19 protein-coding genes and 1 pseudogene are annotated in these 23,903 nt (G+C 72.6%); 9 read left to right on the top strand and 11 right to left on the bottom strand.

Annotation, left to right across the window (positions count from 1 at the left end; translation table 11 throughout):
- The first annotated feature begins 96 nt into the window (after nucleotides 1-96).
- From proS to ACZ60X_RS07595, 3 genes are all read left to right on the top strand, one after another.
- A complete protein-coding gene (gene proS / locus ACZ60X_RS07585; RefSeq protein ID WP_469594584.1) occupies nucleotides 97-1,509 on the top strand; it encodes a proline--tRNA ligase in 1,413 nt (470 codons plus the stop codon).
- Between the two features lie 700 nt (nucleotides 1,510-2,209).
- Complete coding sequence (locus tag ACZ60X_RS07590) at nucleotides 2,210-3,163, top strand: LysR family transcriptional regulator (RefSeq protein WP_469594587.1); 954 nt, start codon at nucleotides 2,210-2,212, stop codon at nucleotides 3,161-3,163.
- 148 nt (nucleotides 3,164-3,311) lie between these two features.
- A complete protein-coding gene (locus ACZ60X_RS07595; RefSeq protein ID WP_469594589.1) occupies nucleotides 3,312-5,273 on the top strand; it encodes a collagenase in 1,962 nt (653 codons plus the stop codon).
- 81 nt (nucleotides 5,274-5,354) lie between these two features.
- Here ACZ60X_RS07595 and ACZ60X_RS07600 read toward each other — a convergent pair whose 3' ends face one another.
- Nucleotides 5,355-6,806 carry a glyceraldehyde-3-phosphate dehydrogenase gene (locus ACZ60X_RS07600; protein ID WP_469594592.1) on the bottom strand — a complete coding sequence of 484 codons (1,452 nt, stop codon included), beginning with the start codon at nucleotides 6,804-6,806 and terminating at the stop codon, nucleotides 5,355-5,357.
- Between the two features lie 197 nt (nucleotides 6,807-7,003).
- On the opposite strand from ACZ60X_RS07600, the gene ACZ60X_RS07605 reads away from it, so the two are divergent.
- Complete coding sequence (locus ACZ60X_RS07605) at nucleotides 7,004-8,218, top strand: glycosyltransferase family 39 protein (protein ID WP_469594595.1); 1,215 nt, start codon at nucleotides 7,004-7,006, stop codon at nucleotides 8,216-8,218.
- A gap of 154 nt (nucleotides 8,219-8,372) precedes the next feature.
- Here ACZ60X_RS07605 and ACZ60X_RS07610 read toward each other — a convergent pair whose 3' ends face one another.
- Nucleotides 8,373-9,542, bottom strand: a complete 1,170-nt coding sequence (locus ACZ60X_RS07610; RefSeq protein WP_469594598.1) for a Cmx/CmrA family chloramphenicol efflux MFS transporter — start codon at nucleotides 9,540-9,542, stop codon at nucleotides 8,373-8,375.
- A 322-nt stretch (nucleotides 9,543-9,864) separates the two neighbouring features.
- Nucleotides 9,865-10,179: a hypothetical protein gene (locus ACZ60X_RS07615; RefSeq protein WP_469594600.1), complete on the bottom strand. Its 315-nt coding sequence runs from the start codon at nucleotides 10,177-10,179 to the stop codon at nucleotides 9,865-9,867.
- 300 nt (nucleotides 10,180-10,479) lie between these two features.
- On the opposite strand from ACZ60X_RS07615, the gene ACZ60X_RS07620 reads away from it, so the two are divergent.
- Nucleotides 10,480-11,310 carry a PP2C family protein-serine/threonine phosphatase gene (locus tag ACZ60X_RS07620; RefSeq protein ID WP_469594602.1) on the top strand — a complete coding sequence of 277 codons (831 nt, stop codon included), beginning with the start codon at nucleotides 10,480-10,482 and terminating at the stop codon, nucleotides 11,308-11,310.
- Between the two features lie 128 nt (nucleotides 11,311-11,438).
- Entirely contained in the window at nucleotides 11,439-12,488 is a 1,050-nt protein-coding gene (locus tag ACZ60X_RS07625) for an MASE1 domain-containing protein (RefSeq protein ID WP_469594604.1), read from the top strand.
- Nucleotides 12,489-12,747: 259 nt separating this feature from the next.
- Here the strand turns inward: ACZ60X_RS07625 and ACZ60X_RS07630 are convergent, their stop codons facing one another.
- Both ACZ60X_RS07630 and ACZ60X_RS07635 read right to left on the bottom strand, forming a co-directional pair.
- Nucleotides 12,748-13,992 (bottom strand): RNA polymerase sigma factor, encoded by a 1,245-nt coding sequence (locus ACZ60X_RS07630; RefSeq protein WP_469594606.1) that lies wholly within the window; start codon nucleotides 13,990-13,992, stop codon nucleotides 12,748-12,750.
- Nucleotides 13,989-14,360, bottom strand: a complete 372-nt coding sequence (locus ACZ60X_RS07635) for a YciI family protein (protein ID WP_469594608.1) — start codon at nucleotides 14,358-14,360, stop codon at nucleotides 13,989-13,991. Before ACZ60X_RS07635 ends, ACZ60X_RS07630 begins: the two co-directional genes overlap by 4 nt.
- A 212-nt stretch (nucleotides 14,361-14,572) precedes the next feature.
- On the opposite strand from ACZ60X_RS07635, the pseudogene ACZ60X_RS07640 reads away from it, so the two are divergent.
- Nucleotides 14,573-15,898, top strand: a pseudogene (locus ACZ60X_RS07640) (MFS transporter).
- Here ACZ60X_RS07640 and ACZ60X_RS07645 read toward each other — a convergent pair.
- The 5 genes from ACZ60X_RS07645 to mgrA all read right to left on the bottom strand — a co-directional run bounded on the left by ACZ60X_RS07645 (nucleotide 15,811) and on the right by mgrA (nucleotide 19,724).
- Entirely contained in the window at nucleotides 15,811-16,443 is a 633-nt protein-coding gene (locus ACZ60X_RS07645; protein WP_469594611.1) for a DedA family protein, read from the bottom strand. The pseudogene ACZ60X_RS07640 and the gene ACZ60X_RS07645 sit on opposite strands and share 88 nt — an antisense overlap.
- 45 nt (nucleotides 16,444-16,488) lie before the next feature.
- A complete protein-coding gene (locus ACZ60X_RS07650) occupies nucleotides 16,489-17,739 on the bottom strand; it encodes a cation:proton antiporter (protein ID WP_469594613.1) in 1,251 nt (416 codons plus the stop codon).
- A gap of 4 nt (nucleotides 17,740-17,743) precedes the next feature.
- Nucleotides 17,744-18,229: a cation:proton antiporter regulatory subunit gene (locus ACZ60X_RS07655; protein ID WP_469594615.1), complete on the bottom strand. Its 486-nt coding sequence runs from the start codon at nucleotides 18,227-18,229 to the stop codon at nucleotides 17,744-17,746.
- Between the two features lie 112 nt (nucleotides 18,230-18,341).
- A complete protein-coding gene (locus ACZ60X_RS07660) occupies nucleotides 18,342-18,521 on the bottom strand; it encodes a hypothetical protein (RefSeq protein ID WP_469594618.1) in 180 nt (59 codons plus the stop codon).
- A gap of 159 nt (nucleotides 18,522-18,680) precedes the next feature.
- Nucleotides 18,681-19,724 carry an L-glyceraldehyde 3-phosphate reductase gene (mgrA, locus tag ACZ60X_RS07665; RefSeq protein WP_469594621.1) on the bottom strand — a complete coding sequence of 348 codons (1,044 nt, stop codon included), beginning with the start codon at nucleotides 19,722-19,724 and terminating at the stop codon, nucleotides 18,681-18,683.
- A 277-nt stretch (nucleotides 19,725-20,001) separates the two neighbouring features.
- Here mgrA and ACZ60X_RS07670 point away from each other — a divergent pair, with 277 nt between their 5' ends.
- Nucleotides 20,002-20,841, top strand: coding sequence for a chitosanase (locus ACZ60X_RS07670; protein WP_469594624.1), 840 nt, complete (start codon nucleotides 20,002-20,004; stop codon nucleotides 20,839-20,841).
- A gap of 232 nt (nucleotides 20,842-21,073) precedes the next feature.
- A complete protein-coding gene (gene pgm, locus ACZ60X_RS07675) occupies nucleotides 21,074-22,714 on the top strand; it encodes a phosphoglucomutase (alpha-D-glucose-1,6-bisphosphate-dependent) (protein ID WP_469594626.1) in 1,641 nt (546 codons plus the stop codon).
- Nucleotides 22,715-22,771: 57 nt separating this feature from the next.
- Here pgm and ACZ60X_RS07680 read toward each other — a convergent pair whose 3' ends face one another.
- Nucleotides 22,772-23,695, bottom strand: coding sequence for an SGNH/GDSL hydrolase family protein (locus tag ACZ60X_RS07680; RefSeq protein ID WP_469594629.1), 924 nt, complete (start codon nucleotides 23,693-23,695; stop codon nucleotides 22,772-22,774).
- Nucleotides 23,696-23,903 lie beyond the last annotated feature (208 nt).

Raw genomic sequence — 23,903 nt, forward strand, 5'->3', positions numbered from 1 at the left:
TTTGTATCGATAAAAAATGGCAGGGGTACACGACCGGGTCAAGGGGGAGGGGAAATGGTTCGCGCGGCGGTGACCGGCCGTCCTAGCCTGCCGGGCATGGCAAAAGCACCCGTTCTCACGCCCCGGGCGGACGACTTCCCGCGCTGGTACCAGGAGCTGATCACCAAGGCGGAGCTGGCCGACAACGGCCCGGTGCGCGGCACCATGGTCATCCGACCGTACGGCTACGGCCTGTGGGAGCGCATGCAGCAGGAGGTGGACACCCGGATCAAGGCGACCGGCACCCAGAACGCGTACTTCCCCCTGCTCATCCCGGAGTCGTACCTGACCCGGGAGGCCGAGCACGTCGAGGGCTTCGCGCCCGAGCTGGCGGTCGTCACCCACGCGGGCGGCAAGGAGCTGGACGAGCCGGTCGTGGTCCGGCCCACCTCCGAGACGATCGTCAACGAGTACTTCGCCAAGTGGGTGCAGAGCTACCGTGACCTGCCCCTGCTCGTCAACCAGTGGGCCAACGCGGTGCGTTGGGAGCTGCGCCCGCGCCTGTTCCTGCGCACCACCGAGTTCCTGTGGCAGGAGGGCCACACCGCGCACACCACCTACGAAGAGGCCCGGGACTTCGCGGCCCGCGTCCAGGACGAGGTCTACGGCGACTTCCTGCGCGACGTCCTCGCCGTCGACTTCGTCTCCGGACGCAAGACGGCCCGCGAGCGGTTCGCCGGCGCGATCAACACCCTGACCCTCGAAAGCATGATGGGCGACGGCAAGGCGCTCCAGATGGTCACCAGCCACGAACTGGGCCAGAACTTCGCCAAGGCCTTCCAGACGCGGTACGTCACGAAGGACGGGCGCCAGGAGTACGTCTGGCAGACCTCCTGGGGGTCCACCACCCGCATGATCGGCGCGCTGGTGATGTCCCACGGCGACGACGACGGACTGCGCCTCCCGCCCCGGCTGGCCCCGGTCCAGGCAGTGGTCCTGGCGGTGAAGGGCGACGCGGAGGTGCTGACCGCCGTACGCGCGATCGGTGACCGGCTGACGGAGGCGGGGGTACGCGTCCACGTCGACGACCGCACGGACGTGGCGTTCGGCCGGCGCGCGGTCGACTGGGAGCTGAAGGGGGTGCCGGTGCGGATCGAGGTGGGCCCGCGCGACCTGGAGAACGGCACCGCCGTGCTGGTCCGCCGGATCCCGGGCACCAAGGAGCCGGTCGCCGCGGCGGCGCTGCCCTCGCTGCTGCCCGGCGCGCTGGAGGACGACCAGGCGCTGCTGCTGGAGCAGTCCCGCCGGCGCCGCGAGGACCGCACGGCCGAGGTGACCGGCGTCGCGGAGGCCGCCGAGGCCGCCAGGACCGGCTGGGCCCGCGTCCCCTGGGCCGCGCTGGGCCCCGACGGCGAGGCGCGGCTGGCCGAGCAGGGCGTGTCGGTGCGGTGCCTGGTCGGGGCGGACGGCTCGGTCCCGGCGAGCGACGACGAACCGGGAGTCGTGGCGGTGGTGGCACGGGCCTATTGAGGCCGCCTGCGGGCTGCCGCCCGGGCGGCTGACGGCTGGTTGCTGGCGACTGGCGACTGGCGGCTGGCGGCTGGCGACTGGCGACTGGCGGCTGACCGCTGACGGCTGGCGGGGGACGGCTGACGGTTGGCCGCTGCCGCCTGACGGCTGTGGGGCCGATGCGCGGCCGACCGCTGACAGCTGGTTGCTGGCGACTGGCGGCTGACCGCTGACGGCTGGCGAGGGACGGCTGCCGACGGGCCGCCGACCGCTGACGGCTGCCGACGGGCCGCCGACCGCTGACGGCTGATCGCTGCCGACGGGCCGCCGACCGCTGACGGCTGGTGGCTGCCGACGGGCGTCTGACAGCTGACGGCTGGTCGCTGCCGACTGAGGGCTGCGGCTTTTCGGCTGAGGGCTGAGGGGCGAGGGCTGGCGGGTGAGGCCTGTCGACGGCGACCGTGGGCCCCGACGGCGACCGTGGGCCCGCTGCCGGCGTGGGCCCCTCCGGCACCGGAGCGGGACGGTCCGGCGCGGTGACGGTCGTCGAGCAGGAACCGGCGCCGGGCGCAGGCGCTTCCCCGCCCCGGGAAGAGGTCGGCTGACCTGCGGCTTGTGCCGGGCAGGGCACAATGGAACGCTTCGTCCACCGGGCGTGCCCCGGACGTGGCGTGGCGGTGGGCGGAGGCCGACGCGGGCGGGCGGGACGAGGAGGGGCGCGATGGAGCTGGAGCTGCGGCATCTGCGGGTGCTGTGCGCGATCGCCGACGCGGGCGGCGTGGGGCGCGCGGCGGCGCAGCTCGGCTACTCGCAGCCCGCCGTGAGCACCCAACTCCGCCGCATCGAGCGCCACTTCGGTGAGCCGCTCTTCGAGCGCGGCACGAGCGGCGCGCGCCCGACCCCGTACGGCGCCGAGGTGGTCGCACAGGCCCGTGACGTGCTGGCCCGCGCCGACGCCATCGGCCACCGGCCCACCCCGGCGCGGTCCCGCCGCACGCTGCGCGTGGCCGCCACCAACTCGCCGATGCTCTCCGGCACGGTCTCCCGCGTGCGCACCCGGCTGCCCGAGCTGTCCGTCGCGGTGAACAGCGTCTACGCCTCCTCCCGGATCGTGGAGCTGCTGGAGGAGGGCGCGGTGGACGCCGCGATCGCCGCCGACTACCCGGGCATGGAGCTGCGCCACTCCGGCGCCGTGCGGCACCGGGGGATCGTCACCGAGCCGACGTTCGTCGCGCTGCCCGCCCGGCACAGGCTGCGCCAGTGCGCCCAGGTGCAGCTCGCGGACCTGGCCGGGGACGCGTGGTTCGTGACGCCGGACGACGGTGCCGGCTGGCCCGGGGTGTTCTACGCCGCCTGCGCGGCGGCCGGCTTCACCCCGGTCACCGTGCACGAGTTCCTCGGTGACCAGGGCCAGCTGCAGAGCATGATCGCCGATGGTCTCGGGGTGTCCCTGGTGCAGCCGACGCTGCGGCCGATCCCGCACGTCGTGGTCAAGCCGCTGGTCGGTTCGCCCCTGTGGTGCCGTTATGTGCTGGCGTGGCGGCCCGACGCCGTCACCGGTGACGTCGTGGAGGCGCTGGCCCAGTCCGCCACGGCCGCGTACCGCGATCTGGTCGCCCAGGCCCCGCACCTGAGGGCCTGGGCCTCGCGCACCTGGAGCGTCGCCGGGGCGTAGCGGCAGGTCAAAAGCGCCCCGCGATGTTATGAGGCGGCGGGTGTCATGTGCTATGTCACACGGCATTGTCCCTCCGGTGGTCCGCTGCCACAGTGCCTCACACGCCTCAACCCCCCACCGAGGCGCACCACTTCGTGGAGGAATCCCGATGCGCTATCGCTTCGCGCTGCCCGGACGCCCGTCCCGGCACGGCCCCCGGCGTACGGCCGCCCGCCTGGCCGGTGCCGCCGTCGTCTGCGTCACCGTGGCCGGCCTGTTCCCCGGTTCCGCGCTGGCCGCACCCCGGCCGGACACCGGTACGGCCGGCGCGCCCCGCGCGCACACCTCCGTACCGTCGCCCGCCGGCGCCACGACCGCCGTGACCGAACGGCCGGCGAGCCGGTCCCGCCGGCTCAGCCCGGCCCAACTCCCGCCGAGGCAGCCGCTGTCGGAGCCTCCCGCGGGCAGACGGGCCGAGGCCGCCGCCTCCTGCGCCCCGGCCGACTTCGGCAGCCGTAGCGGCGCCGCCCTCGTCGCCTATGTGAAGGCCTCGACGGCGGACTGCGTGAACACGCTCTTCGCGGTCACGGGCCAGGACGCGCACTCCGTCTTCCGGGAACCCCAGATGCGCACGGTGGCCGCCGCGTTCACCCGTGCGGCCGGGCACTACCGCGGCGACGACTCCGGCGGCCTGGAGCAACTGGTGCTGTTCCTGCGGGCCGGCTACTACGTGCAGTTCAACGACGCGGCCGACGTGGGCCCGTACACCACCCGCCTCACCACCGCCGTCACCGCCGGTCTGGACGCCTTCTTCGCCCGGCGGCACGCCTACGACGTCACGGCGGTGGGCGGCGACATCCTCGGCGAGACCGTCATCCTCACCGACAGCGCCGGCCGCCAGGACCGCTACCTCCCCGTCTACCAGCGGCTGCTGGACGGCTACGACAGCTCCTACGACACCGTGGACAGCATGGTCAGGGCCGTCAACGACGTCTACACCCCGCTGTGGCGCGGCAACTGGAACCCCGACTACGTCCGGGCCGTCGCGGCGGACCCGTCGATCACCCTCACCCTGCACGACTTCGCCCTGGAGCACACCGACCTGCTCGGCACCGACCGGGCCTTCCTGGACTCCAACGCGGGCATGAACCTGGCCCGTTACGTCGAGCACCCCGAACTCCAGGCGCTGGCAAGGCCCTTGACCAAGGACCTGCTGGACGAGTCGGAGATCACCGGCCCCACCGCCGCGCTGTGGGTCGCCGTCGCCACGCAGGCGAACTCCTACGACGGCGGCGACTGCGCGTACTACGGCGTCTGCGACCTGCCCGCCCGGCTCACCGCCGCCGTCCTGCCGGTCACCCACCACTGCGACGCGGCCCACACCGTACGCGCCGAGTCCCTGTCGGCCGACGACCTCGCCGCCGTGTGCGCGAGCGTGCTGCGCCAGGACGCCTACTTCCGCAAGCTGGTCAAGGCCGACGGGCCGATACCCGGCCAGTACGTCTCCACCATCCAGCTGGTCGTCTTCGCGAGCCGCGCCGACTACCAGACGTACGCGGGGGCGATCTTCGGCGTCAGCACCGACAACGGCGGCATCACGCTGGACGGCGACCCCTCCGACCCGGCCAACCAGCCCACGTCGATCATGTACCAGAAGGCGTCCGACGACGGCTTCACGGCCCGGATCTGGAACCTCAACCACGAGTACACGCACTTCCTCGACGCCCGCGACGACATGAAGGGCGACTTCACGCGGCAGACCTCGGTGCCGGACGTGTGGTGGATCGAGGGGCTCGCCGAGTACGTGTCCTACGGCTACCGGGGCCTCGCCGACGACCAGGCGGTCCAGGAGGCGGCCAAGCACACGTACACGCTGAGCACCCTCTTCGAGAACACCTACGCCAACAGCGACACGACGCGCACCTACCCGTGGGGTTATCTCGCCGTGCGCTACATGGCCGAACACCACCCGGACGACGTCCAGCGCATGCTCGCGCGCTTCCGTGCCGGTGACTACGCCGGCGGCTACGCCGTCTACCACGACGGCATCGGTACCCGCTACGACGCCGACTTCGACCAGTGGCTCACCGCGTGTGCCGCGGGTGCCTGCGCCGGTCCGACGCGGGCCTGAGCGTACGCGCCGTCAAGGACGGCGGCCGCCGACCGGAACCCCGGTCGGCGGCCGCAGCCGTGGGCAGGCGGCGGTGAGCTGTCAGACGGCCGTCGCCGGGAACGTCGGGTACTCGACGCCCGAGACGTGCTGGACGACGCGGACGACCTGGCAGGAGTAGCCGAACTCGTTGTCATACCACAGGTACAGGATCGCGTTGTCGCCGTCGACCTTGAGGGCGCCGGCGTCCACGATCGAGGCGTGGCGCGAGCCGATGAAGTCGCTGGAGACCGCGTCGGGCGCCGTGGTGAAGTCGATCTGGCGGCGCAGCGGCGAGGTCAGCGACACCTCGCGCAGGTAGTCGTGGACCTCCTCGCGGGTGGTCTCCCGGGCGAGCTGGAGGTTGAGGATCGCGATGGACACGTCCGGCACCGGGACGCGGATCGAGCTGCCGCTGATCTTCGCCTTGAGGTCGGGCAGCGCCTTGGCGACGGCGGAGGCGGCACCGGTCTCGGTGATGACCATGTTGAGCGGCGCGGAGCGGCCACGGCGCTCGGCCTTGTGGTAGTTGTCCAGCAGGTTCTGGTCGTTGGTGAACGAGTGGACCGTCTCCACGTGCCCGCGCAGCACGCCGTACTCGTCGTCCATCGCCTTCAGCGGCGGGACGATCGCGTTGGTGGTGCAGGAGGCGCAGGACAGGATCTGCTCGTCCGGCTTGATCGTGTCGTGGTTGACGCCGTGCACGATGTTCGGCACGTCGCCCTTGCCCGGCGCGGTCAGGACGACCTTCTCGATACCGGGGCGCAGGTGCTGGGCCAGGCCCTCGCGGTCGCGCCACTTGCCGGTGTTGTCGATGAGGATGGCGTCCCGGATGCCGTACTCGGTGTAGTCGACGGCCGAAGGGTCGTCGGCGTGGATCACCTTGATCGCGTTGCCGTTGGCCACGATCGTGCCGGCGTCCTCGTCCACGGTGATCGTGCCCTGGAACTGGCCGTGGATGGAGTCGCGGCGCAGCAGCGAGGCGCGCTTGACGAGATCCTCGGCGGCCCGGCCGCCGCCGCGCACGACGATGGCGCGCAGACGCAGGCCGTTGCCGGAGCCGGCCTTCTCGATCAGCAGGCGGGCCACGAGCCGGCCGATGCGGCCGAAGCCGTACAGCACGACGTCACGGGGCTCGCGGCGCTCGATCTTGTTGGCGCCGGTGGCACCGGCGACGGCCTCGGCCGTGAACTCGGCCACGCTCAGACCGCGGTCGTCGGCCTTGTAGGTGGTGGCCAGCATGCCGAGGTCGATCTGGGACGGCCCGAGGTCGAGAGCGGTCAGGGCCTGCAGGAACGGCATGGTCTCGGTGACCGACAGCTCGGCGCCCGCGATCTGCCGGGCGAAGCGGTGGGTCTTGAGGATGCTGACCACCGACTTGTTCACCAGGGAGCGGCTGTGCAGCAGGACGGTCACGTCCCGCTCGCGGTGCAGCTTCCCGATGAGCGGGATCATCGATTCCGCGATCTCCTCGCGGATCTTCCAGTTGGTGAACGAGTCGTCGTTGACAGTCACAACATCCATCTTTCGAGCTAGGCAGCGCTCATATGTTTACCACACCGTGTGAAGACCCTTCCGGGGGCCTTGAACTGTGGCTGGTATGCCGATGTTTGTCCGTATTCTGAGAGAAGGGGCAATTTCCTGAATCAGGGTGGAAGTGTGTAAGAAACCCGGGTCGCGGATTGCACGTCTTACCAGGCGTGTTCAAGGTCATGAGGGTGAGAACCTCTTCTGTGCCCCGGCCCGAGTCGGCCGCCCCGTCCGGTCCTGCCCGCCTTCCGGCCCTGCCGCGGATCGCGCGGCGCGGAACACCCGAGGGCGTGCTGCCGGCCCTCGCGCTGTTCGTGGCCGTCCGGTTCGCGGGGGTCCTCACGGTGATCCTCACCAACGCCGTGAGGGGTCATCCGCTCGTCGCATCACTCGCACACTCCTGGGACTCCCGCTGGTATCTGCACATCGCCGCCCAGGGCTACGGCCACAAGATCTGGATCACGCCGTCCGGCGCCGTCCAGGCCGACTGGGCGTTCTTCCCGATGTACCCGGGCATGATCAGGGCGCTGACCACCGTGCTGCCGCTGACCCCCGGCCAGGCCGCGCTGCTGATCTCGTGGATCTGCGCGGGCGTGGCGGCGTACGGCGTCTACGCCATCGGTCACATGCTCTACGGGCGGGGAGTCGCCACCGCGCTGGTCGGGCTGTGGGCCGTGATGCCGCACGCCGTGGAGCTGACCATCGCCTACACCGAGTCGCTGTTCGCGGCGCTCGCCATCTGGTCGCTCTACCACGTCCTCAAGCGGAACTGGCTGTGGGCCGGAGCGCTGGCCGCGCTCGCGGGTCTCGCCCGGCCCAGCGGTTTCGCGATCGCGCTGGCCGTCTCGCTCGCCGCCGCGTACGAGGCGTGGCGCCGGCGCGGCCAGGTCCCGGTGAGCCTGTGGGCCGGCGCCGTGCTCGCCCCGCTCGGCTGGCTCGGCTACGTGCTGTGGGTGGGCCGGCAGACGGGTGACCTGCTCGGTGGCTACTTCAAGGTGCAGAGCGCCTGGGACTCCAAGTTCGACTTCGGTCTCGGCTCGGCCAAGTTCGTCAAGTCCCTGCTGCTGCACGGCGGCGGTGTCGTCTACCCGATGGCCCTGGTGATCGTCGCGGCCGGCGTCCTGCTGTTCGCCCTGTTGTGCCTGGAGCGCGCCCCGCTGGCGCTGGTGGTCTTCTCGGGCGTGCTGATCCTGCTCGTGGTCGGCGGATCCGGCTCCTTCTCCTCCAAGCCGCGGTTCCTGCTGCCCGCGTTCCCGCTGCTGATCCCGATGGCCCGGGCACTCATGCGCACCTGGCGGGTCCGCCCGGCCCACGCGGTGCTCGTCTACGGCGCCCTCACCATCGCGTCCCTGCTCTTCGGCGCCTATGTGACGACGGTGGCCAAGTCCCCGCTGTGAGGCACCACCGCGCCGTCACCGGCGCCGCCGCCCCCGCCCGGCGCGCGGGGCGCGGACGCCGCGGTGGCGAGCGCCGGTGTCCTCGTGGCCCCGCGCCGGTGATGTGTCCGTGACGGCGGTGGCTCACACCCGGGTGTGAGCCACCGCCGTCCTGTTACGCGGGCTGCCGCCGCGGTTCCCGCTCGCCGGGCGCGGCCAGGGCCAGTGCGGCGAGGGCAGGGGCCGTCAGCAGGGCGCTGACCCAGACCGGCGCGCGATAGCCGAGCCCGGCGTCGATCGCCGCGCCGCCGAGGACCGGACCGAGGGCGGCGCCGACGTTGAGCGCCGAGGTCGCGAAGGCAGCCCCGAGACAGGGGGCGTCCGCGGCCTCGTACAGCACCCGGGTGATCAGCGTCGAGCCGACCCCGAACGCCGGCAGCCCGAGGAACGCGACGAGCGGGACGGTCGCCGCCGCGTGCCCGGCGGCCACGGCCAGCAGCACCCAGCCGGCGAGCAGCGCGGTCCCGCCCGCCCGCAGCCCCGGCACGGGCCGCCGGTCCGACAGCCTGCCCGCCCAGGTCACGCCGGCGAACGCGCCGGCACCGAACAGCGCGAGCACCCCTGGCACCCACCCGGCACCGAGCCCGGTCACCTCGGTGGCCAGCGGCGCGAGATAGGTGAAGGTGCAGAAGGTGGCGCCGTTGACGAGCGCGCCGAGGCCGAGTGTCAGCAGCAGCCGGGGCCGGCGCAGCACCCGCAGCTCCGCGCGTGCCCCGGTGCCGGGCCCCTGGGCCCCGGTCCGGTCGTCCGGCACCGACCGGGAGATCGCGGCCAGCGCCGGCGCGGACAGCAGGGCCACCGCCCAGAACGCCGAGCGCCAGCCGAGCAGCTGTCCCAGGGCGGCACCGGCGGGCACCCCCACCACACAGGCGAGTGTCGTCCCGCCGAGCAGGACCGAGGTCGCCCGGCCCTTGGCGTCGGGCGCGACCATGCCCGTCGCCGCCGACAGGCCCACGGCCAGGAAACCGGCGTCGGCCAGGGCCGCGAGGACCCGGGTGGCCATCAGGACACCGAAGTTCGAGGTGAGCGCGCCGACGACGTGGACGGTCAGGAACACGCCGAGGAACACCAGCAGGGCCTGCCGCGCCGGCCGGCGCCGGCCGAGCAGCGCCATCAGCGGCGCCCCCACGATCATCCCGACGGCGAAGGCGGACGTGAGCGCGCCCGCGGCGGGGACGGAGACCCCGAGGCCGCGGGCGATGTCCGGCACCAGGCCGGACAGCATGAACTCGGACGTGCCCTGGGCGAAGACGGCCAGGGCGAGCAGATAGAGAGCCAAAGGCATGAGGACTCCACACACCGTGTCGCGGACGGGAAGCGAGAACGCGGACCCGTGACGGTCACGACCGGTGAGCGCAGTCGTTCACGACAGATGAGCGCAGTCGGGATCGGACATCCAGCCGGGCGCACGGGTCATCGCGTGCGGAACGGCGATCCGGTACGGGCGTACGCCTCCGGGGCCTGGACGGCCGGGAGGGGAATACGACGACAACGCCACCGGACGGCCGGTGGCTAGCGCCTGGATGCCTCGGGACTGGACACGGGTGGCACGCTAACGCCTCGGCGCGCGAGCCCGCCACCCGTTTTCATGCCACTCGTCGCCGCGGTCAGCGCGGGTCGAACAGGACGCTGGCGAAGCGCGCGCCGCCGGGCGCCGAGGTGCCCGGGGCGAGCCTCGTCGGCTTCCCGGCGCACTTCTTGTGCGGGTAGACGGCGAGGGGCTGCTTCGTGGCGTTGCGGGCGCCGCTCGCCTCCTGGGCCATGTCCAGGCACCTGTGCTGCGGCGGGTTGTCGAGGGCGTAGGTCCTGCCCTGGGGGCCGATCCAGAGGAACGTGCCGTCCGCGGCGAGCGCGGAACCGGTGGTGGTCAGGACGAGGGCGAGCCCGCCGAGAACGGCGGCGAGCGGACGGCGCAGACGCATGGTGGAGTCCCTCCGTGGAGTGCAGTGGGGGAAAGAACGGGGAGAGAAAAGGCAAGAGAAGGAGGAAAAGGAAGAGCGGACGGCCCGGGGCCGTACCCGCAATCTCCCACTCCCGTCCGGGGCGCCCGGGGCCCCGACACGGGCCCCTGCGCCGTTCGGGGGACAGGCGGGAACCGGCCCCTGCCCCGGTTCTTCGGGCTTCGACCGCGAGCACGATCATCAGATATCGGTAAAATCTAGACGTTTGCCGAAAATTCAGGCGGTGGCCTCGGAGGGCCACCGCATCGCCGGAAGTGATCGATGCCCCGCAAGCGCTCCACGGACGACGGCGACGAGCTGCTGGCCCGGCTCGGCTCGCTCACCGCCCAGGCACGCCAGCGTGCGGAGTTGCAGCGCAGCCAGGTCGAACTGGCCGTCGCCCTCCAGCGCGGCATGCTGCCACGGGACCTGCCGACCGCCCCCGGCCTGCACCTCGCCGTGCGCTACACCCCTGCCAACCTCGGCCTGAACGTCGGCGGCGACTGGTACGACGCCTTCACCCTGCCCGGCGGCAGGATCGGGCTGTCCATCGGGGACGTCCAGGGGCACAACATCGAGGCCGCCGCGTTCATGGGCCAGGTACGGGCCGGACTGCGCGCCCTGGCCTCCGTCACCAGCGATCCCGGCGAACTCCTCGCCCGCACCAACGAACTGCTGCTCTCCCTGGGCACCGACCTCTTCGCCACCTGCACCTTCATGCGCCTCGACCTGGCGACCGGCGTGCTGGAGAGCGCACGGGCCGGTCACATCCCCTTCGTGTGGGCCACCGCCGACGGCAAGTCCGGCGTCGTCGACGACGAAGGCGGCCCGCCGCTCGGTATCGAGAGGGGCATGGAGTACCCGGTGACCCGGCACCGGCTGACCACGGGCGGGGTGTTCGTGCTGGTCACCGACGGTGTGGTGGAAGGGCCGTCGCTGACCGTCGAGGACGGCCTCCACAAGGTGGTACGGCTCGCCGGTATCGCCGCGGTCGCGAGCCTGGAGGCGCACGCGCTCGCCGCCGCCGTGATCAAGGGCGCCGAGAGCGTCGGGCACGAGGACGACGCGGCCGTGCTCGTCGTCGGCCTGGACGGACCCCGCGGCCGGCCCTGACCGGCCCGGCCGCCCACTGCGGCAGCGGTCCGCAGGCATCGTGCGACCCCGACCCCGTTAGGCCGTCGGGCTGGCCGGTGCCCGCTCTCGCCTCGCCGAGCCGGGGCCGCCGGTGTCAGATTGCTGGTGTGGTGGGTATCGAGGATCAGCGCCGGCCGGTCGGCTATGCCGTCCAGGTGCTGGCCGTCGCGGCCTGCTACTTCGGGGCGGGCCGGCTCGGACTCGTGCGCGAACTGGCCGTCGAGGGCGCGGTCGTCACTCCCATCTATCCCGCCAGCGGTGTCGCCGTCGCAGCCCTGCTGATCCTCGGGATGCGCTGCTGGCCCGGCATCTCGATCGGCGCCTTCTTCATCGTGTTGTCCGTCGCCGCCCCGCGCCCCGACGTGCTGGCCACCGTCGCCGGCCAGACCGGTGCCCCCGTGTGCGCGGCCCTGCTGCTGCGCCGGGCCCGCTTCCACACCGACCTCGGCCGGTTGCGCGACGGACTCGCCCTGGTGTTCCTCGGCGCGTTCGGCTCCATGCTGATCAGCGCGACCGTCGGCGTCGGACTCCTCGTCCTCTTGGACCGGCTGGCCGCGTCGAGCTTCCCGCCGGTGTGGCTTGCCTGGTGGGTCGGCGACGCGATGGGCGTCCTGCTCGTCACCCCGCTGCTGCTGTTGCTGCACCGCGCCCGCTGGCCACCGCCGCTGGCCCGCTGGAAGGAGGCGACCGCGCTGACCGTCGTCGCCTGCGCGCTGGTGCCGGTGGCGGTCTACAGCTCGATCAGCCTGCTCTTCCTCGTGTACCCGCTGCTCATCTGGGCCGCCCTGCGGTTCCAGCTCCTGGGCAGCGTGCTGTGCGCGCTGCTGACCTCCGTGCTGGCCACGGTCGCCGCGACGGACGCCGGCGGTGCCTTCGCCGGGCTGAGCCGGATCGAGGTGATGGCGAAGCTCCAGGCGTTCAACGGCTCGATGGCCCTGACCGCGCTGCTGCTGTCCGCCGTGATCACCGAGCAGCGCAACACCCGCAACTCGGTGGAGAAGGCCTGCCAGGAACTGGTCGAGGTGCTCGAACACCTCACCGCCGGCGAGGCGCCCCCGCGGCTCCCGCCGTCGGACACCGATCCCCCGGCCGACCGACCCCGGCCCCCAGACCCCGGAGACGACGGCACCCAGCCCGCCCGCCCAGACCCGTGCTGACCGGTCCCCGCAGGCCCGCGGCCGGGCTGCGGGGACATGAGGATCCCGCTCGGGCATGACGGCGGGACCGCGGTCGGGCTGACCGGTCAGGGACTCATCCCGAGTTCCGGGCTGGCTCGGGCTGGGCCGGCCGGTGCGGGATTCTCTGCGGATTCCCGCGCGACGGCGGTCTCGGGCCGGCCCGTGGGGGATCCTCGCCGGTTTCCCGGCGGTCTCGGGCTCGGGGTGGCTGGCCCGCTCGGGCCGCCGGCCGGGCGGCTCAGGGCGGGGGTGCCGGGGCCGCGGGGAGCGTCGTGCGGGCGATCCGGCTCGCGCGGGATTCCAGGTACCGCTGCTCGGCGATGCTCGCGGTGGCCTTCGCGGCGCGGCGGTAGTGGTCGTACGCCCCGGTCGTGTCGCCCGTGCGCTCCAGCAGATGCGCCCGTACGGACAGCAGCCGGTGATGCCCGGCCAGCCGCCCGTCGCCGTCCAGGGTGGACAGCAGGGCCAGTCCGGCCGCCGGCCCCTCGATCTCGGCGAGCGCGATCGCGCGGTTGAGGGTGACCATCGGGTTGGGCGCGATCCGCTCCAGGACCAGATACAGGGCGTGCACCTGCCGCCAGTCGGTCTCCTCTGCGGTGGCCGCGTCGGCGTGCGTCGCGGCGATGGCGGCCTGCAGCTGGTACGGCCCCAGGTCCGCACCGGCCAGCGCCGCCTTGACCAGGTCCAGCCCCTCGCCGATCAGCGCACGGTCCCACCGCTTGCGGTCCTGCTCGGCCAGCGGCACCAGGTCACCGGCCGGCGTCGTCCGGGTCTCCCGGCGGGCGTGGGTGAGCAGCATCAGCGCGAGCAGACCCGTCACCTCGCCGTCCTCGGGCAGCTGCGCGTGCACCGTCCTGGCCAGCCGGATCGCCTCGCGCGCCAGGCCGGCGCGCACCAGCTCGCCGCCCGAGGAGGCGGTGTACCCCTCGTTGAAGATCAGGTAGAGGACGTGCAGGACGACCCGCAGCCGCTCCTCGCGCTCCGCGCCCTCCGGCAGGCGGAACGAACTGCCGGCGGCCCGGATGCGCTGCTTGGCCCTGCTGATCCGGGCCGCCATCGTGGCCTCCGGCACCAGAAACGCGCGCGCGATCTCGGCCGTGGTCAGACCGCCGACCGCCCGCAGCGTCAGCGCGGTCTGGGAGGCGGCCGTCAGCGTCGGATGACAGCACAGGAACAGCAGGACGAGGGTGTCGTCGGTGTCCGGCACGTCCGCCGGCACCTCCTTTGCGGCCAGCGCCGACTCCCGCTCACGGCGCGCCCGGTCGCTGCGCACCTGGTCGACGAGCCGCCGCGTGGCCACCGTGGTCAGCCAGCCGCGCGGATTGTCCGGTACCCCCTCGGCGGGCCACTGCACGGCGGCGGCGAGGACGGCCTCCTGCACGGCGTCCTCGCAGCCTTCGAACCGGCCGTGGCGGCGCACCAGCGCACCGAGGACCCGCGGGGTGAGGTCACGCAGCAGGGGCTCGATGGCCGGTTCCGTCATGCCTCCAATTGTCCGTCGTAGAACATCACCTGGCGCACCTCGACCCCGAGACCGTCGATCGCCGTGTCCGGGATCCGGCTCGCCAGCTCGATCGCCCGCTCCCTGTTCTCGCAGTCGATCAGGTAGAAGCCGCCCAGGAACTCCTTGGCCTCCAGGAAGGGCCCGTCTGTCACCACCGGCTGGCCGTCGCGCACGCGCACCACGACGGCCTGCGACGGGTCGACCAGCGCCTGGGTGGCCAGCAACTCGCCTGACTGCTTCAGCTCCTGGATGAACCGGCCGTGGCCCTCGCCGATCGCCGCCTTCTCCTCGTCGGTCAACGCGTCCATCACGGCCGGGTTGATGTGCAGGCTGATCACGAACTTCATCGCGTGCTCCTCGTACTCCTCGTGCTGGGCGGGCCCCGGTAGGGACCCCTTCGACCGGTTGGTCGGAGCCGCCGTCGTCTTCTTGACATCCCAGGCCCGCAGATTCCCACGAGATTTCCGCCGTCGCCGAGATTTCCGTCCGCACCGTGTCAAGAAGGCCCCGGCCGCTCCGACCCGCCAGCGAGACACCGACAGAAGAAGGGGTCACCGGGATGCGGGTGAACCGGGCATGGCTGGGACTGGCCGTCCTGATGCTGCCGGCTCTGCTCGTCGCGATGGACATGACGGCGCTGCTGCTCGCGCTGCCGCGGCTGAGCGCCGACCTGGGGGAGCGACGTCGAGCAGTTGTGGATCAGCGACAGCTACGGACTGGTGGTGGCGGGGCTCGTCATCACGACGGGCACGCTCGGCGACCGGATCGGGCGCCGGCGGTTGCTCCTGACCGGCGCGGCGGCCTTCGCGGTGCTGTCCCTCGCCGCCGTCGCCGAGCCCATGTTCCGCCTGTCGCTGTTCACGGTGCGGGCGTTCGCCGCGGGCAACCTCGCCGCCCTGCTGACCGCGATCGCCCGCGGCGGGCTGCAGCTCATGCTGATCATCTGGCTCCAGGGCATCTGGCTGCCGCTGCACGGCTACGACTTCGCGGACCCCCCGCGCTGTGGGCCGGCATCTTCATGCTGCCGCTCACCGTCGGCTTCCTGCTCGCCGATCCCGTCTGCGGCCATCTCTCCGACAGGTTCGGCGCCCGGTTCTTCTCCACGACCGGACTGCTCGTCCTCGCCGCGTCCTTCCTCGGCCTGCTCGCCCTGCCGGTGGACTTCGGCTACGGCCTCTTCGCGACGCTGCTGCTGCTCAGCGGACTGGGCCAGGGCATGTTCTCCGCCCCCAACACCTCCTCCATCATGGGCAGCGTCCCGGCCCGCCACCGGGGCGTGGCCTCCGGGATGCGCTCCACCTTCCAGAACTCCGGTACGGCCCTGTCGATCGGTGTCTTCTTCTCGCTGATGGTGTCGGGCCTCGCGGGCACCCTGCCGAAGACGCTCGCCCAGGGGCTCCACGCCCACGGCGTCCCCGCCGGCACCGCCCATGAGGTGGCCGCGCTGCCGCCGGTCAGCACCCTGTTCGCCACGTTCCTCGGCGACACCCCGTCGGCCAACTGCTCGGCTCCCACGGCGCCCTGGACCGGCTGACGGCGTCCCAGCGCGCCACCCTGACCGGGCACACCTTCTTCCCCGAGCTGGTCTCCGGCCCCTTCCACCACGGCCTGACGATCGTCTTCGGCGTCGCCGCGGGCATGGCCCTGGTCTCCGCGCTGGCCTCCGCCCTGCGCGGCGGCCACGAGCGCGCGGGCGACGACACCCCGGACACCTGGCGCGACACGCGAGGACCGTCCCCGCGGCGCACGGCGCGCTCCTGGTGAACCCCGGGCAGCCGACGGTCCGGCGGGTCGGGATCAGTCCTCGGCCGTGCCCCGGCGCCTGCGCACGACGTGCCGGACGACGAAGGACGCGATGACGACGGCGGCGGCGATGACGACGTAGAGCAGATAGCGGCTGATCTCGTCGTAGATGGCCGTGACGTGGCTGCCCGCCACATAGGCGAGCGTCGTCCACAGGCCCACCCACAGGGCCGCGCCGAGGGCGTTGAAGGCGAGGAAGCGCAGCCAGTGCATCCCGGTGGTGCCCGCGATGATGCCGTTGACTTGGCGCAGGCCCTCGATGAACCGGGCCACGGTCACGATCTTCCCGCCGTGCCGGCGGAAGAACTCCTCGGCCTTCTCGAACCGCTTCGGCGTCAGGAAGACGTACTTGCCCCACCGGTGCACGAACGCCCGCCCGCCGACCCGGCCGATCAGATAGCCGATGTTGTCCCCGACGACGGCAGCGACGAACCCGATGACCGCCACCGCCACGATGTTCAGGTGCCCCGCGCCCGCGTACACCCCCGCGGCGAGCAGGATCGTCTCCCCGGGCGCGGGCACCCCGAAGTCCTCCACCAGGACCACCGCCCCCACCGCCCAGTAGCCGTAGTGTTCGAGCAGCGGCGCCATATGAGCCAGCGGGCCCGGCAGCGGAGGGGCGGACATGCCTCCCACCGTACGTCCGGGCGGCCCGGCCCTGGCGGCGCTCGGTCAGGGGCGCGCCACCGTGTCCTCGTCCGGTTCGGCCGGGGCCGTCTCCCAGGCGGCGGGGCGCGGCTCGCCGGCCGGCGCCTCACGCCCGGCGCGCAGGCAGGTCAGCCGGCGGGCGAGCGGCTCGGTGTGGCGGGCGGTGAGCGGGCCGAGGACGACGAGGATCAGCACGTACGCCGTGGCCAGCGGGCCGAGGTCGGAGTCGATCCCGGAGGTGACGGCGAGACCCGCGATGACGATGGAGAACTCGCCGCGCGCGACCAGGGTGCCCCCGGCCCGCCAGCGGCCCTTGGCCGACACGCCCGCGCGCCGGGCCGCCCAGTACCCGGTCGCGATCTTGGTGAGGGCGGTGACGACGGCCAGTGCCAGAGCGGGCAGCAGCACCGGAGGGATGCTCGCCGGGTCGGTGTGCAGACCGAAGAAGACGAAGAACACCGCCGCGAACAGGTCACGCAGCGGCGCGAGCAGATGGTGGGCGCCCTCGGCGACCTCGCCGGACAGGGCGATGCCGACGAGGAACGCGCCCACGGCCGCCGACACCTGCAGCTGCTGCGCCACCCCGGCGACCAGCAGCGTCAGGCCGAGCACCACCAGCAGCAGCTTCTCCGGGTCGTCGGTGGAGACGAAGCGGGAGATGTGCCGGCCGAAGCGCACCGCGATCAGCAGGACCACGCCCGCCACCCCGAGCGCGACGGCCAGGGTGACGCTGCCCGCGACGAAGCCGGTGCCCGCCAGCAGCGCCGTGACGACCGGCAGGTAGACCGCCATCGACAGGTCCTCCAGCACCAGGATGCTGAGGATCACCGGTGTCTCCCGGTTGCCGATCCGGCCCAGGTCGCCGAGGACCTTGGCGATGACCCCCGAGGAGGAGATCCAGGTGATGCCGGCCAGGACGACGGCGGCGATCGGCCCCCAGCCCAGCAGCAGGGCCATGGCGGCGCCGGGCAGGGCGTTGAGGGTGGCGTCGACGATGCCGGCCGGGTACTGCGTCTTGAGGTTGGAGACCAGGTCGCTGGCCGTGTACTCCAGGCCCAGCATCAGCAGCAGGAGGATGACGCCGATCTCCGCGCCGATGGCCACGAACTCCTCGCTCGCGCCGAGCGGCAGCAGCCCGCCCTCGCCGAAGGCCAGCCCGGCCAGCAGATACAGCGGTATCGGCGAGAACCGCAGGCGCGCGGCCAGCCGGCCCAGCAGGCCGAGGCCGAGGATGATGGCGCCGAACTCGATCAGGAAGACCGCGGAGGAGTGCATGCGTTCACTCCCGGCCGAGTATCGCGGCGGCCGCGTCGGTGCCCTCGCGGGTGCCGATCACGATCAGCGTGTCCCCGCCGGCCAGCCGGAAGTCGGGGCCGGGGGAGGGGATGGCCTCGGCACGGCGCAGGACGGCGACGATCGACACGCCGGTCTCGGTGCGCATCCGCGTCTCGCCGAGCAGCCGCCCGTTCCAGTACGAGACCGAGGACAGTGCGATCCGTTCGGCCACCAGCCCCAACTCCGTCGTGGACAGCAGGTTCGGGCTGTGGTGCCTCGGTGCGAGCGTGCCGGCCAGTGCCTCCGCCTCCTGGCCGCTGAGGTGGACCGACAGCGCACAGGCGTCGGGGTCGTCGCCCCGGTAGGCACTCAGTGTCCTCGACCCGTCCCGGTGGGCCACCACCGACAGTCTGCGGTGCTCGCGGGTCATCAGGTCGTACCGGACGCCGATGCCCGGCAACGGCGTACTACTCGTGCGTGCGGCGCCCATGGCTGCCCCCTGCCCGTTTGAAAGTTTCTTGGTGAAACTATTACCAGACCTTACCCCGGCCGCGCGGAGCGGCCGCGGGGTGCGGGGTGGCCGGGCACGGGGAGGGCGGGCGTCAGGCGCCGTGCCGTGCGGCGCGGCCGTCCTCGGGGAGGGGCTGGCACGCGTGGCACAGCTCGTGGTCGCCGTCGCGGGTGACGACGGTCCCCCAGCCGAGGCACACCGCGCAGTCGCGGGCGAGGCCCAGGTCCGGGCGGGGAGGCAGGAAGGTGCTGTGGCGGGCTCCGTGTGCCATGCGGATGCGGCTCCTCGAAAGTCGCGGAGGGGAGGGACGGCGCTGCCGTGAGCGCTGACAACGCTGTCAATCGCCTTCCATTATGTCCGACTTATCCCAGCTGTCAGTGACCTATGTCACTCGGTGCCGCCTCGCGGCCCCGTCCGCCCTCTCCGGTCGTCACTCCAGCGTGCCCAGTCGCGCCTCCCGCCACAGGTCCACGCCGCCCTCGGTCGCGTACGTGTCGATCTCGGCCAGCTCCTCGGTCGTGAAGGCGGGGTTCTCCAGCGCCGCCACGTTCTGCTCCAGCTGCTCGGTGTGCGAGGCGCCGATCACGAGCGACGTCACCCGCTCGTCACGCAAGCCCCAGGCCAGTGCCAGCTGGGCGAGGGTCTGCCCGCGCCGGGCCGCGATGCCGTTCAGGGCGCGCAGCCGGTACAGCATGTCCTCCGTCAGCCAGGCGGTGTCGAACGACGTGCCCCGCGCGGCACGCGAGTCCCGCGGCACGCCGTCGAGGTAGCGGCCCGTCAGCAGCCCCTGGGCGAGCGCGGTGAAGCCGATGACGCCGAACCCCTCCTCCTCGGCCGCGTCCAGCAGGCCGTCCGTCTCGATCCAGCGGTTGAGCATGCTGTACGACGGCTGGTGGATCAGCAGCGGGGTGCCCAGCTCGCGCAGGATCGCGGCCGCCTGCCGGGTGCGCTCGGTGTCGTAGGAGGAGATGCCGACGTACAGGGCCTTGCCCTGGCGGACGGCGGTGTCGAGCGCGCCCATCGTCTCCTCCAGCGGCGTGCTCGCGTCGAGCCGGTGGGAGTAGAAGATGTCGACGTAGTCCACGCCCATGCGGCGCAGCGACTGGTCGAGCGAGGCCAGCACGTACTTGCGGGACCCGCCGCCCTGTCCGTAGGGACCGGGCCACATGTCCCAGCCGGCCTTGGTGGAGATGATCAGCTCGTCCCGGTACGGCGCGAGGTCCCGTTCCAGTAGCCGGCCGAAGTTCTCCTCGGCCGCGCCGTACGGCGGGCCGTAGTTGTTGGCCAGGTCGTGGTGGGTGATCCCGAGGTCGAAGGCGCGCAGGGCGATCGCGCGCTGGGTCTCGAAGGGGCGGTCGTCGCCGAAGTTGTGCCAGTAGCCCAGCGACAGGACCGGCAGGTCCAGCCCCGAGCGGCCGGTGCGCCGGTAGCGCATGGTGCCGTCGTAGCGCGTGGGGTCCGCGACGTGGGTCATCGGTCTCTCCGGGTGGTGCCGTAGGGGTCGCCCTGCCGGTGCGGGCGGGCCCGTCCACCCTGCGTCGGTGTGCCGCACAAGTCCAACCGCCGTCCCGGACGGGACCGAGTGCTTCCGTTTCCGAATCCTCCCGGGCGCGCAGGCCAGCGCCGATGCTTGTCCGTTCCTACGAACTTGCGCGGGCCGGGTTACCTGCGTACCCCACCTCTGGTAGGAAACTTTCCTATCAGTACGGTGCGAACCAACTCCCCGCCCCCCACCCCGACTTGGAGCCCCTGTGGTGCACGAAGAGCGCGAAACAGCCCCCGCCACCGTCTCCCGCCGCACCGTCGTCGCCGTGCTCGGCGCCGCCGTCGCCTCCGGCGCGCTGCTGGGCACCCGGCGCGCGAGCGCGGCCCCGGCGGCCGGGACGGGCCTCGACGACCCGGCGAAGAAGGAGATCGCCATGGAACTCGTGTCGAGCGCGGAGAACTCCTCGCTCGACTGGAAGGCCCAGTACAAGTACATCGAGGACATCGGCGACGGCCGCGGCTACACCGCCGGCATCATCGGGTTCTGCTCCGGCACCGGCGACATGCTGGAGGTCGTCCAGCTCTACACCGACCGCGAGCCCGGCAACGTCCTCGCGAAGTACCTGCCCGCCCTGCGCAAGGTCAACGGCACCGACTCGCACGCCGGCCTCGACCCGAACTATCCCGGGGACTGGCGCACGGCGGCCAAGGACACCGTCTTCCAGCAGTGCCAGAACGACGAGCGCGACCGCGTCTACTTCAACCCCGCGGTGACCCAGGGCAAGGCGGACGGCCTGCGCGCCCTCGGCCAGTTCTGCTACTACGACGCCCTCGTCATGCACGGCGACGGCGACGACCCCACGAGCTTCCGCAACATCCGCAAGCGCGCCCTGCGCAGCGCCAAGCCGCCGGCCCAGGGCGGCGACGAGACGGCCTACCTCAACGCCTTCCTCGACGCCCGGGTCTGGGCGATGAAGCAGGAGGAGGCGCACAGCGACACCAGCCGCGTCGACACCGAGCAGCGGGTCTTCCTGCGCAAGGGCAACCTCGACCTGAACACCCCGCTCGACTGGAAGGTGTACGGCGACAGTTACCACATCGGCTGACCCGCGAGGCGGCGGCCGGAAACCCGCGACAGGCCGCCGGGCGCGTCCCCGGGACACCGGGCGCGGCCCGGCGGCCCGACCGCGCCCGCGTACGGTGCCCCCGGCCGCCGCTCGCGGCCACCGGCGCACCGGGCGGGGCGCACTCGCGTGTCAGGGCCCTGACGAGGAAAGATGGGCGGCGAGCGATCGATCACACCCGAGGTCGATCACACCGACGCGGAGGAACGGACTCATGCCGCACGAGCGAGCGGGCCGCCCGGCCGGTCCCGAGGACCTTGTCGACGTGGCCCGGCTGGTCACGGCGTACTACGCGCTCCACCCGGACCCGGCCGACCCGGGACAGCGGGTCGCGTTCGGCACCTCCGGGCACCGGGGTTCGTCCCTGGCGGCCGCCTTCAACGAGGACCACATCGCGGCCACGAGCCAGGCCATCTGCGAGTACCGCGCCGCCCAGGGCACCGACGGCCCCCTCTTCCTGGGCGCCGACACCCACGCCCTGTCGGAGCCCGCGAAGGTCACCGCGCTCGAGGTGTTCGCCGCCCACGGCGTGCGCGTGCTCATCGACAGCGCCGACGGCTACACGCCCACCCCCGCCGTCTCGCACGCGATCCTCACCCACAACCGCGGCCGCTCCTCCGGCCTCGCCGACGGCGTCGTGGTCACCCCCTCGCACAACCCGCCCGCCGACGGCGGCTTCAAGTACAACCCCCCGAGCGGCGGCCCGGCCGCCGCCGACGCCACCTCCTGGATCCAGGACCGGGCCAACCAGATCATCACGGGCGGTATGAAGGACGTCCGCCGGGTGCCCTACGCGCGGGCGCTCGCCGCCGGGACGACCGGGCGGTACGACTTCCTCGGCGCCTACGTCTCCGACCTGCCGAGCGTGCTGGACCTGGACGCGGTCCGGGCGGCCGGGGTGCGCATCGGCGCCGACCCGCTCGGCGGCGCCTCCGTCGCCTACTGGGCCCGGATCGCCGAACAGCACCGGATCGACCTGACCGTGGTCAACCCGCACACCGATCCCACCTGGCGGTTCATGACGCTGGACTGGGACGGCCGGATCCGCATGGACTGCTCCTCGCCGTACGCGATGGCCTCCCTCATCGAGCAGCGCGACCGCTTCGGCATCGCCACCGGCAACGACGCCGACGCCGACCGGCACGGCATCGTCACCCCGGACGCCGGCCTGATGAACCCCAACCACTACCTCGCGGTCGCCATCGACCACCTCTACCGGCACCGCGAGCAGTGGCCCGCCCGTGCGGGCATCGGCAAGACGCTGGTCTCCTCCACCATGATCGACCGGGTCGCCGCCGACCTCGGCCGCCCGCTCGTCGAAGTCCCCGTCGGCTTCAAGTGGTTCGTGGCCGGGCTGGCCGACGGCACCCTCGGCTTCGGCGGCGAGGAGTCGGCCGGTGCCTCCTTCCTGCGCCGGGACGGCTCGGTGTGGACCACCGACAAGGACGGCATCATCCTGGCGCTGCTCGCCTCCGAGATCACGGCCGTCACCGGCAAGTCGCCCTCGGAGCACTACGCCCGCCTGACCGCGCGCTTCGGCGAACCCGCCTACGCCCGGATCGACGCCCCCGCGACCCGGGAGCAGAAGGCGCTGCTGGGCAAGCTGTCCCCGGCGCAGGTCACCGCCGGCACGCTCGCCGGCGAACCCGTCACCGCCGTCCTCACCGAGGCACCGGGCAACGGCGCCGCCATCGGCGGGATCAAGGTCACCACGGACAACGCCTGGTTCGCGGCGCGCCCTTCGGGCACCGAGGACGTCTACAAGGTCTACGCCGAGTCCTTCCTCGGCGTGGACCACCTCGCCCGGGTCCAGGAGGAGGCGAAGGCCGTCGTGCAGGGCGCGCTCACCGGCTGACGGGACGGCGGCGGCCTTTCCGGCCCGGGGGCTTTTCGCCAGGCCGCCGCCGCCCGGTCAGTCCCGCCCGCCGCGCCGGTCCAGCCGGTCCAGGACCGCCTGGGCCATGGCCTGTTCGCCCTTGGCGTTGGGATGTGCCGGGGCCGCGGGGGAGGCGGGCTGGAGCGGTTCGATCCAACGGTCCGCCGGGGACTTGCACATGTCGTGGCCGACCGTGGGGCCGTAGGTGTCCACGTACGCGGCCCGGTTGACGGCGGCCACCAGCCGCAGCATCAGGTTCAGGCGCTTCTCGGTGTCCCGCAGGTACGAAAAGTCACCTCGTGCGAACGGGACTTGGGGGAAGCAGCCGGTGCCGTCGTCGGGCAGCAGGTCCGGATAGCCGACGACGACCACGCGGGCGTGCGGCGCCCGGGCGCGCACGGCGCGCAGCACCCGGTCGACCTTCGGCGCGGTCTCGGCGATCGCGAGGGCCAACCGGTCGTGGCCACCGGCCCGGTAGGAGCGTTCGCAGGGGTCACCCGTCGGGTCCTGCGCGGCGAGCCGCGCGCAGGTGCTGATGATCGCGCCGAATCCGACGTCGTTGCCGCCGATCTGCACCGTCACGAGGTCCGTGTCCCGCCGTACGGCGTCCAGTTGGGGCCTGTTGGTGCCCTGCGCCTGCCACATCTGGGCGGTCGTCGCCCCGCCGCAGCTGACGTCCGTGAGGTCCGCCGCCTTCCACCGCGCGGCCAGCAGCGAGGGGTAGTTGTGGTCGGAGCGCGCGCAGTCGGCGTCCACCTGGACCGGGATGCCGGGACCCGAGGTGTAGGAGTCGCCGAGTGACGCGTAGCGGATGCCGTGGCCGTGTCCGTGGCCGACGGAGCCGGCGGCGGCCGGAGTCGTGGCGGCGGCGACGAGCGCGCAGCCGCCGAGCACCGCACCCAGCGCGGCGGCCCACCGCCGGTCTGCCGTCCCCATCGCCGCACGCGTGTCTCTCGCCATGATTCCTCCCCCGGAGTCCGACCGGTTCTGTATACCGTCCGGTAGGTCCCGCCGACCAGAAGCGGGAACGCACGAGTTTGCGGCAAACCCTGTCCACAACTTCGGTTCCGCGGCCCATCCAGCGGGCACGTCAGGGCTTTCCCCGGCCACGGTGAGCATCGGTTCGGGCAAGGACACCGGCCCTGAGCCCGCACAGATCCGCGCCGCG

The organism is Streptomyces sp. NPDC104106 (genome assembly GCF_055584345.1).

Bases quoted from the DNA above. Each gene is read 5' to 3' on its own strand.
- proS (WP_469594584.1), top strand. From the start codon at position 97: ATGGCAAAAGCACCCGTTCTCACGCCCCGGGCGGACGACTTCCCGCGC.
- ACZ60X_RS07590 (WP_469594587.1), top strand. From the start codon at position 2,210: ATGGAGCTGGAGCTGCGGCATCTGCGGGTGCTGTGCGCGATCGCCGAC.
- ACZ60X_RS07595 (WP_469594589.1), top strand. From the start codon at position 3,312: ATGCGCTATCGCTTCGCGCTGCCCGGACGCCCGTCCCGGCACGGCCCC.
- ACZ60X_RS07605 (WP_469594595.1), top strand. From the start codon at position 7,004: ATGAGGGTGAGAACCTCTTCTGTGCCCCGGCCCGAGTCGGCCGCCCCG.
- ACZ60X_RS07610 (WP_469594598.1), bottom strand. From the start codon at position 9,542: ATGCCTTTGGCTCTCTATCTGCTCGCCCTGGCCGTCTTCGCCCAGGGC.
- ACZ60X_RS07615 (WP_469594600.1), bottom strand. From the start codon at position 10,179: ATGCGTCTGCGCCGTCCGCTCGCCGCCGTTCTCGGCGGGCTCGCCCTC.
- ACZ60X_RS07620 (WP_469594602.1), top strand. From the start codon at position 10,480: ATGCCCCGCAAGCGCTCCACGGACGACGGCGACGAGCTGCTGGCCCGG.
- ACZ60X_RS07630 (WP_469594606.1), bottom strand. From the start codon at position 13,992: ATGACGGAACCGGCCATCGAGCCCCTGCTGCGTGACCTCACCCCGCGG.
- ACZ60X_RS07635 (WP_469594608.1), bottom strand. From the start codon at position 14,360: ATGAAGTTCGTGATCAGCCTGCACATCAACCCGGCCGTGATGGACGCG.
- ACZ60X_RS07645 (WP_469594611.1), bottom strand. From the start codon at position 16,443: ATGTCCGCCCCTCCGCTGCCGGGCCCGCTGGCTCATATGGCGCCGCTG.
- ACZ60X_RS07650 (WP_469594613.1), bottom strand. From the start codon at position 17,739: ATGCACTCCTCCGCGGTCTTCCTGATCGAGTTCGGCGCCATCATCCTC.
- ACZ60X_RS07655 (WP_469594615.1), bottom strand. From the start codon at position 18,229: ATGGGCGCCGCACGCACGAGTAGTACGCCGTTGCCGGGCATCGGCGTC.
- ACZ60X_RS07660 (WP_469594618.1), bottom strand. From the start codon at position 18,521: ATGGCACACGGAGCCCGCCACAGCACCTTCCTGCCTCCCCGCCCGGAC.
- mgrA (WP_469594621.1), bottom strand. From the start codon at position 19,724: ATGACCCACGTCGCGGACCCCACGCGCTACGACGGCACCATGCGCTAC.
- pgm (WP_469594626.1), top strand. From the start codon at position 21,074: ATGCCGCACGAGCGAGCGGGCCGCCCGGCCGGTCCCGAGGACCTTGTC.
- ACZ60X_RS07680 (WP_469594629.1), bottom strand. From the start codon at position 23,695: ATGGCGAGAGACACGCGTGCGGCGATGGGGACGGCAGACCGGCGGTGG.